The organism is Leifsonia sp. 2MCAF36, assembly GCF_052115525.1.
Classification (GTDB): domain Bacteria; phylum Actinomycetota; class Actinomycetes; order Actinomycetales; family Microbacteriaceae; genus Leifsonia.
The window spans coordinates 107,546-114,804 of the sequence record NZ_JBFRGV010000013.1; the positions used below are offsets into that span (position 1 = coordinate 107,546).

The 7,259-nt window shown below is 70.0% G+C and carries 5 protein-coding genes, 1 pseudogene and 2 riboswitches; of the genes and pseudogenes, 3 read left to right on the forward strand and 3 right to left on the reverse strand.

Features of this window, described 5'->3' with window-relative positions; all coding sequences use genetic code 11:
* Position 1: 1 nt before the first annotated feature.
* Entirely contained in the window at positions 2-1,297 is a 1,296-nt protein-coding gene (gene nadA / locus AB4079_RS17945; RefSeq protein ID WP_441788682.1) for a quinolinate synthase NadA, read from the reverse strand.
* Complete coding sequence (locus AB4079_RS17950) at positions 1,294-2,025, reverse strand: NUDIX hydrolase (protein ID WP_441788683.1); 732 nt, start codon at positions 2,023-2,025, stop codon at positions 1,294-1,296. Before AB4079_RS17950 ends, nadA begins: the two co-directional genes overlap by 4 nt.
* A gap of 242 nt (positions 2,026-2,267) precedes the next feature.
* Positions 2,268-2,360: riboswitch (glycine riboswitch) on the forward strand.
* A 1-nt stretch (position 2,361) separates the two neighbouring features.
* Positions 2,362-2,462: riboswitch (glycine riboswitch) on the forward strand.
* Between the two features lie 64 nt (positions 2,463-2,526).
* Between AB4079_RS17950 and gcvT the strand changes: the two genes are divergently transcribed.
* From gcvT to gcvP, 3 genes are read left to right on the forward strand one after another with little or no spacing between them, the layout of a single operon-like run.
* On the forward strand, positions 2,527-3,711 hold the full coding sequence (gcvT, locus tag AB4079_RS17955; protein WP_441788684.1) for a glycine cleavage system aminomethyltransferase GcvT: 1,185 nt from the start codon (positions 2,527-2,529) through the stop codon (positions 3,709-3,711).
* Positions 3,712-3,713: 2 nt separating this feature from the next.
* Entirely contained in the window at positions 3,714-4,103 is a 390-nt protein-coding gene (gene gcvH, locus AB4079_RS17960) for a glycine cleavage system protein GcvH (protein WP_441788685.1), read from the forward strand.
* Between the two features lie 15 nt (positions 4,104-4,118).
* Positions 4,119-7,034 carry an aminomethyl-transferring glycine dehydrogenase gene (gcvP, locus tag AB4079_RS17965; protein ID WP_441788686.1) on the forward strand — a complete coding sequence of 972 codons (2,916 nt, stop codon included), beginning with the start codon at positions 4,119-4,121 and terminating at the stop codon, positions 7,032-7,034.
* Between the two features lie 83 nt (positions 7,035-7,117).
* Here the strand turns inward: gcvP and AB4079_RS17970 are convergent.
* Positions 7,118-7,259: pseudogene (locus AB4079_RS17970) on the reverse strand (IS30 family transposase); the annotation flags it as partial.

Here is a 7,259-nt window from a genome sequence, read left to right on the forward strand (position 1 = left end):
GTCACGCCGCCATCGTGGTGTCGGGCCGCGCTGCGAGCATCCGCTCCAGGGCGACCCGGGCGGGGGCGGCGACCGACTCCGGCACCGTCACCTGATTGACGACGTCGCCGCGCACGAGCCCCTCCAGCACCCAGGCCAGGTAGCCGGGGTGGATGCGGTACATCGTCGAGCAGGGGCAGACCACCGCGTCGAGGCAGAAGATGGTGTGCTGCGGGAACTGCGCCGCCAGTCGCTGCACCAGGTTGATCTCGGTGCCGATCGCGAACGTGGAGCCGGCCGGCGCGGCCTCGATCGCCTTCACGATGTAGTCGGTCGAGCCGTACTCGTCGGCCGCATCCACCACATCCATCGGGCATTCGGGGTGGACGATCACGCGGACGCCGGGGAACTCCGCTCGGGCGTGCTCGATCTGGCCGACCGTGAAGCGCTTGTGCACCGAGCAGAAACCGTGCCACAGGATCACCTGGGCGTCCTCGAGGGTCTGGGCGTCCGTCCCGCCCCACGGCTTGCGCGGGTTCCAGAGCGGCATCCGCTCGAGCGGCACGCCCATCGCCTTCGCGGTGTTGCGGCCCAGGTGCTGGTCGGGGAAGAAGAGGACGCGCTGCCCGCGCTCGAACGCCCACTGCAGCACGGTGGAGGCATTGGATGAGGTGCAGACGATGCCGCCGTGCTCGCCGCAGAACGCTTTCAGCGCCGCCGAGGAGTTCATGTAGGTGACCGGGATGACCGGCACGCGTCCGTCGGCGTCCGGCTCGGTGCCGTACAGCTCCTCCAGCTGCTCCCAGCACTCCTGCACCGAGTCGAGGTCGGCCATGTCGGCCATCGAGCAGCCGGCGGCCAGGTTCGGCAGGATGACCCGCTGATCGGGGCGGGACACGATGTCCGCCGTCTCGGCCATGAAGTGGACGCCGCAGAAGACGATCGCCTCCGCCTCCGGTCGCGCCTTCGCCGCATTGGCCAGCTGGAACGAGTCGCCCACGAAGTCGGCGTACTGCACCACCTCGTCGCGCTGGTAGAAGTGGCCCATGACGGCGACCCGTTCGCCGAGCGTCTCTTTGGCGGCGCGGATGCGGTCGCGGAGCTCCTGGGCGGACGCCGTCCGGTACTCCTCCGGCAGCTCGCCCTGGCGCGGCGCGTCAGCGGGGATCGGGTCGCCCAGAGAGGCACCGGGGCCGTAGGAGGGCAGGAGGCTGTCGAATTGCCACGGCGCCTCGGCCAGGTCGGGGTCGCACGTCTCGCCGTCGAGCCGGCCGGAGGCGATGAGCCGGATGGTGGTGTCGACCGAGGCGATGGTCATGATGCGCTTCTTCCTTCGAAGGGATGCTGCTGGCGGGGGAGCGGCCCCGCGTCGGCGAGGTCGATCTGGTCGTTGTAGCGGTACAGCCGCGGCGGGCGGTGCGGCGTGCCGGTGAGGTACTCGTCGGTCGCGACGACGGCTCCGGACGCCTCGATGGTGCGGCGGAAGTTGGCCGGGTCGAGGGCGCGGCCGAGCACGGCTTCGTGCACGCCGCGCAGCTGGGCCAGCGTGAAGCGCTCGCCGAGGAACGCGTGGGCGATGCGGGAGTACTCCATCTTCGTGCGGAGCCGCCAGAGGGTGTACTCGACGATCACGTTGTGGTCGAACGCGAGCTCGGGGAGATCGTCGGCCGCGAACCAGCGGACGTTCTCGCCCACGCTCGCCCGCTCCGCCTCGTCGCTGCGCACGAGCGCCCAGTAGACGACGGAGACGACACGGTCGGCGCCGGGGGAGCGGTCGGTGTCGCCGAACGCGTACAGCTGCTCGAGGTAGCTCGGGGTGAGGCCGGTGGTGTCGTTGAGGGTGCGGGCGGCGGCGTAGGCGAGGTCCTCGCCAACTCGGAGCGGCCCACCGGGGAGTGCCCAACGCCCTTCGAACGGCTCGCGGATCCGCCGCACGAGCGGCAGCCACACCTGCGGCACGCCCCCGGTCTCGTCGTCACTGCGCAGGGCGAAGATGACCGTCGACACGGCGAGGACGGCGCTCGCGCGTTCATGCCGTGCGGTCATTGCCTGCTCCCTCACTGTAAAAGTCAACCTGACTCTAACGTCGAACCCATCTTAGTGTCATCTCGACCAGAACCACAATCGTGGCTACCTGTGCGGCGAAATCGTGCCTACCTGTGCGGAGACTTGCCCCAAATGTCTGTTGTGGCGCCCTCATTACCGCTATTTGGGGCAAACCATTGCGTACGCGCGCGGCGACCGAACCGGATATGCTGGCCGGACATTCAACTGAATACTGGGCCAACGAGGTCGATGCGGGAGAGTCGCGTGCGTGCGCGCGACACCGAAGGAGCAATCCTCCCCGACAATCTCTCAGGTACGTGTACCGCATCGGACTGGCCACTCTGAAAAGCAGGACGGCGCCCGCCGTCCTCGCCCACGGTGAAAGCCGCGTCCCCTCGGGAGGCGGTGAAACTCTCAGGCCGGATGACAGAGGGGGAGTTCTTCCCGGGAGCGGCGACGCTTCCGCAGCCCCCGGCCGACGGCCGGCGAATCGGAGAACTCATGACCTCGCAGCAGAGCCCGTCCACGGACGACGAGCGCACCTCCCCACTCCACGACGCGCACACCGCGGCCGGCGCATCCTTCACCGACTTCGCGGGCTGGCAGATGCCGGTGCGCTACTCGTCGGATCTGGCGGAGCACCACGCCGTCCGCACGGCCGCCGGCCTGTTCGACCTGTCGCACATGGCCGAGATCGTGCTGATCGGGCCGGAGGCGGGGGAGTCGCTCGACTACGCGCTCGCCGGCAAGCTCTCCGCGCTCGCCATCGACCAGGCGAAGTACAGCCTCCTGCTCTCCCGCTCCGGCGGCATCATCGACGACCTCGTCGTCTACCGCACCGGCGATGACCGCTATATGGTCGTCGCCAACGCGTCGAACCGGGATGCGGTGGCGCAGGAGCTGCGCAACCGCACGTCCCCCTTCGAAGTCGAGGTGTTCGACGAGTCCGACGACATCGCCCTGATCGCTGTGCAGGGGCCGGCCGCGCTGTCCATCCTCCTCGCGACGCCAGGCCTCGCCGCCGACGCCGGCGCGCTCGGCGGCGAGGATTTCGGGGAGCGCCTCTCCGCCCTCAAGTACTACTGGTCGCTGCCCGCCGAGTTCGAGACGCACCCCGTGCTGATCGCCCGCACCGGCTACACCGGCGAGGACGGCTTCGAGCTGTACCTCGCCCCCGACAATGCGCGCGCCCTGTGGGATGCGCTACTCGAGGCAGGCACGGCCCAGAGCCTCGTCCCTGCCGGTCTCGCCAGCCGTGACACCCTGCGCCTCGAAGCCGGGATGCCGCTCTACGGCCACGAGCTGGGCCTCGACACCATGCCGGCGCAGGCCGGGCTCGGCCGCGTGGTCAACCTCGCGAAAGACATCGACTTCGTGGGTCGCGCCGCGAGCGAGGAGGGACCGGACGCCGAGGCCCGCGTGCTCGTCGGCCTCACCGGCGAGGGCAAGCGCGCCGCCCGCGCCGGCTACCCGGTCTTCGCCAAGGACGTCGCCGACGGCGAGGACGCAGAGGTCGGCGTCGTCACGTCCGGTGCCCTCTCGCCGACGCTCGGGATGCCGATCGCGATGGCCTACGTCGCTCCCCAGTTCGCCCGCGCGAACACCGTGCTCCACGTGGATGTGCGCGGCACGCGCCTCCCGTTCACCGTCACCGCCCTCCCCTTCTACAGCAGAAAGAAGCGCTAACCATGGCCGCAGAACGAGACCTGCCAATAGCTGATTTGAAGTACACGCCCGAGCACGAGTGGCTCCTGGTCGAGGGCGACGTCGCGACCGTGGGCATCACCTCCTACGCCGCCGAGAAGCTGGGCGACGTCGTCTTCGTGGAGCTGCCGGAGGAGGGCAGCGATGTGACCGCCGGCCGTGTCGTCGGCGAGATCGAGTCGACGAAGTCGGTCGGCGAGTTGTTCGCGCCGGTCGACGGCATCGTCGCGGAGGCGAACTCCGCCGTGGTCGACGCGCCGGAGCTGGTGAACTCCGACCCGTTCGGCGACGGCTGGCTGGTCAAGGTCCGCTTCACAGAACTGCCCGACAACCTCCTCAGCTATGACGAGTACGCCGCCCTCACCGGCGAGTAAGGTTCCGACCCCTTCATGACCGACCTCTTCCCTCCGCGTCACATCGGCACCGATGACGACGCGCAGCGCACCATGCTGTCCGCGATCGGCGCTGCCGCCTCCCGAGACTGGGCCTCGGTCCAGGACCTCGTCGCGGCGGCCGTCCCCGACTCGATCCGGGTCGACCGCGACCGCACCTCCGGGCTACCGGCGCCGCTCGGCGAGCGTGCTGCCCTGCGCGAGCTGCGTGCGCTGGCTGCCCGCAACACCGTCAACCGGAGCCTCATCGGCCTCGGCTACTACGGCACCATCACGCCGGCGGTGATCAAGCGGAACGTGCTCGAGAACCCGGGCTGGTACACCGCGTACACGCCCTACCAGCCGGAGATCTCGCAGGGCAGGCTGGAGGCGCTGATCAACTTCCAGACCATGGTCTCCGACCTGACCGGCCTCGACACCGCGAACGCGTCGATGCTGGACGAGGGCACGGCAGTGGTCGAGGGGATGCTGCTGGCGCGCCGCGCATCCAAGGCGAAGTCGCCGAGGTTCGTGGTGGATGCGGACACCTTCCCGCAGACGATCGCGCTGCTCCGCAACCGTGCGGACGCGGTCGGGATCGAGCTCGTCGTGCTCGACCTGGCGAGCCTGGCCTCCGACGCTCCGGAGCTGTCGGACGCCTTCGGTCTGTTCGTGCAGTACCCCGGCGCCTCCGGGCGGGTCTGGGACCCGTCGGACGCCATCCGTACCGCGAAAGCCGCCGGGGCCGTCGTCGTGGCGGCCGCCGACCTGCTCGCCCTGACGCAGCTGCGCGCCCCCGGCGAGCTCGGAGCGGACGTCGCGGTCGGGACGAGCCAGCGGTTCGGCGTCCCGATGGGCTTCGGCGGGCCGCACGCGGGGTACATGGCCGTCCGCACGGGGCTGGAGCGCCAGCTCCCCGGCCGCCTGGTCGGTGTCTCACAGGATGCGGTGGGGAAGCCCGCGTACCGGCTCACGCTGCAGACGCGCGAGCAGCACATCCGCCGCGAGAAGGCCACCTCGAACATCTGCACCGCACAGGTGCTTCTCGCCGTCATGGCCGCGATGTATGCCGTCTACCACGGCCCAAGCGGACTGCGGGCGATCGGGCGCCAGGTGCATTTGACGACGGCCGCTGTCGCTGCGGCCCTGCGCGAGTCGGGCGTCGAGGTCGTCTCCCGGTCGTTCTTCGACACGCTGCAGGTCGAGGTGGACGACGCGGCGACGGTCGTCGCGCGGGCCCACGAGCACGGCCTCCTGCTGCACGCCACGGACGCAGGCCTGGTCTCGCTGAGCCTCGACGAGGAGTCCGTCGCCGACCTGCGCGACGGCGCCTTCCCGCTGGCCGACCTGATCCGCGTGCTCGGGGGGACCATCGACGGCGAACCGGACCTCGAGCTGCCGACCGAGGCCTCCTTCGACACCGCGCTCACCCGCGAGTCGGCGTACCTGACGCATCCGGTGTTCAACACGCATCACTCCGAGACCGCGATGATGCGCTACCTGCGCCTGCTGCAGGACCGCGACTACGCGCTCGACCGCGGCATGATCCCGCTCGGCTCGTGCACGATGAAGCTCAACGCGGCGACCGAGATGGAGGCCGTCACCTGGCCGGAGTTCGCTGCGCTGCATCCCTTCGCGCCCGCGTCCGACGTCGCCGGCTCGCTCGAGCTGATCGACCAGCTGGAGCAGTGGCTCGCCGACGTCACCGGCTACGACACGGTGTCGCTGCAGCCCAACGCCGGCAGCCAGGGCGAACTCGCCGGGCTTCTCGCGATCCGCGGATACCACCGCTCCCGCGGTGACGTGGAGCGGACGGTGTGCCTCATCCCGCAGTCCGCTCACGGCACCAATGCGGCGTCGGCGGTGCTCGCCGGGATGAGCGTCGTCGTCGTGGCGACCGACGAGCTCGGCAACGTCGACCTCGACGACCTCCGCGCCAAGATCGCGGAGCACTCCGACACCCTGGCCGCGCTCATGATCACCTACCCGTCGACGCACGGCGTGTACGAGCACGAGGTGGTCGCCATCACGCAGGCCGTGCACGATGCCGGCGGCCAGGTCTACGTCGACGGCGCCAACCTGAACGCGCTGCTCGGCTACGCCCGGTTCGGCGACTTCGGCGGCGACGTCAGCCACCTGAACCTGCACAAGACGTTCTGCATCCCGCACGGCGGCGGCGGCCCCGGCGTGGGTCCGGTGGCGGCGAAGGCGCACCTCGCGCCGTTCCTTCCCGGCCACCCGCTGGCGCAGGATGCGACGCATCCACTCGCCGGCGGAGGACGCGTCGAACACGCGGGCGCGCCGGTCTCGGCCGCACCGTACGGCAGCCCGAGCATCCTGCCGATCAGCTGGGCCTACGTCCGGATGATGGGCGCAGAGGGGCTCAAGGATGCGACCGGCGCGGCCGTGCTCGCCGCGAACTACGTCGCCGCCCGCCTGCGCGAGCACTTCCCGGTGCTCTACGCGGGGGAGGACGGCCTGGTCGCGCACGAGTGCATCCTCGACGTCCGCCCGCTCACCGAGCGCACCGGCGTGACGGTCGACGACGTCGCCAAGCGGCTCATCGACTTCGGGTTCCACGCGCCGACGATGTCGTTCCCGGTCGCCGGCACCCTCATGGTGGAGCCGACCGAGAGCGAGGACCTCGCCGAGCTCGACCGCTTCGTCGCCGCGATGATCGCCATCCGCGAGGAGGCCGACGCCGTGGCCGCGGGGGACTGGCCGTCCGACGACAACCCCCTGCGCAACGCTCCGCACACGGCCGAGTCCGTGGTCTCCTCCGACTGGACACACCCGTACTCGCGCGAGCAGGCCGTCTACCCCGTCCCGGCCCTGGTCCGCAACAAGTACTGGCCTCCCGTCCGCCGCGTCGACCAGGCCTACGGCGACCGCAACCTCTTCTGCGCCTGCCCCCCGCCCGAGGCCTTCGCCTAAGCATCCGCCCTCCCGCCTCCGCCCCTCAACCCCGTCCCCCCACCGTCGAGTACACACAAACTGCACAAAATCATGCGGCGGTTTCAGGTGGTGGATGCAACGAGGAGTTGGTTTAACCTGTTGGCTGGATTATGCCAGCCGAGGGTTTGCCGGGGGCGTCCGTTGAGTTGGCGGGCGATTTCGTCGAGGTCTTCCTGGGTGTAGTCGCGGAAGTTGGTTGAGGAT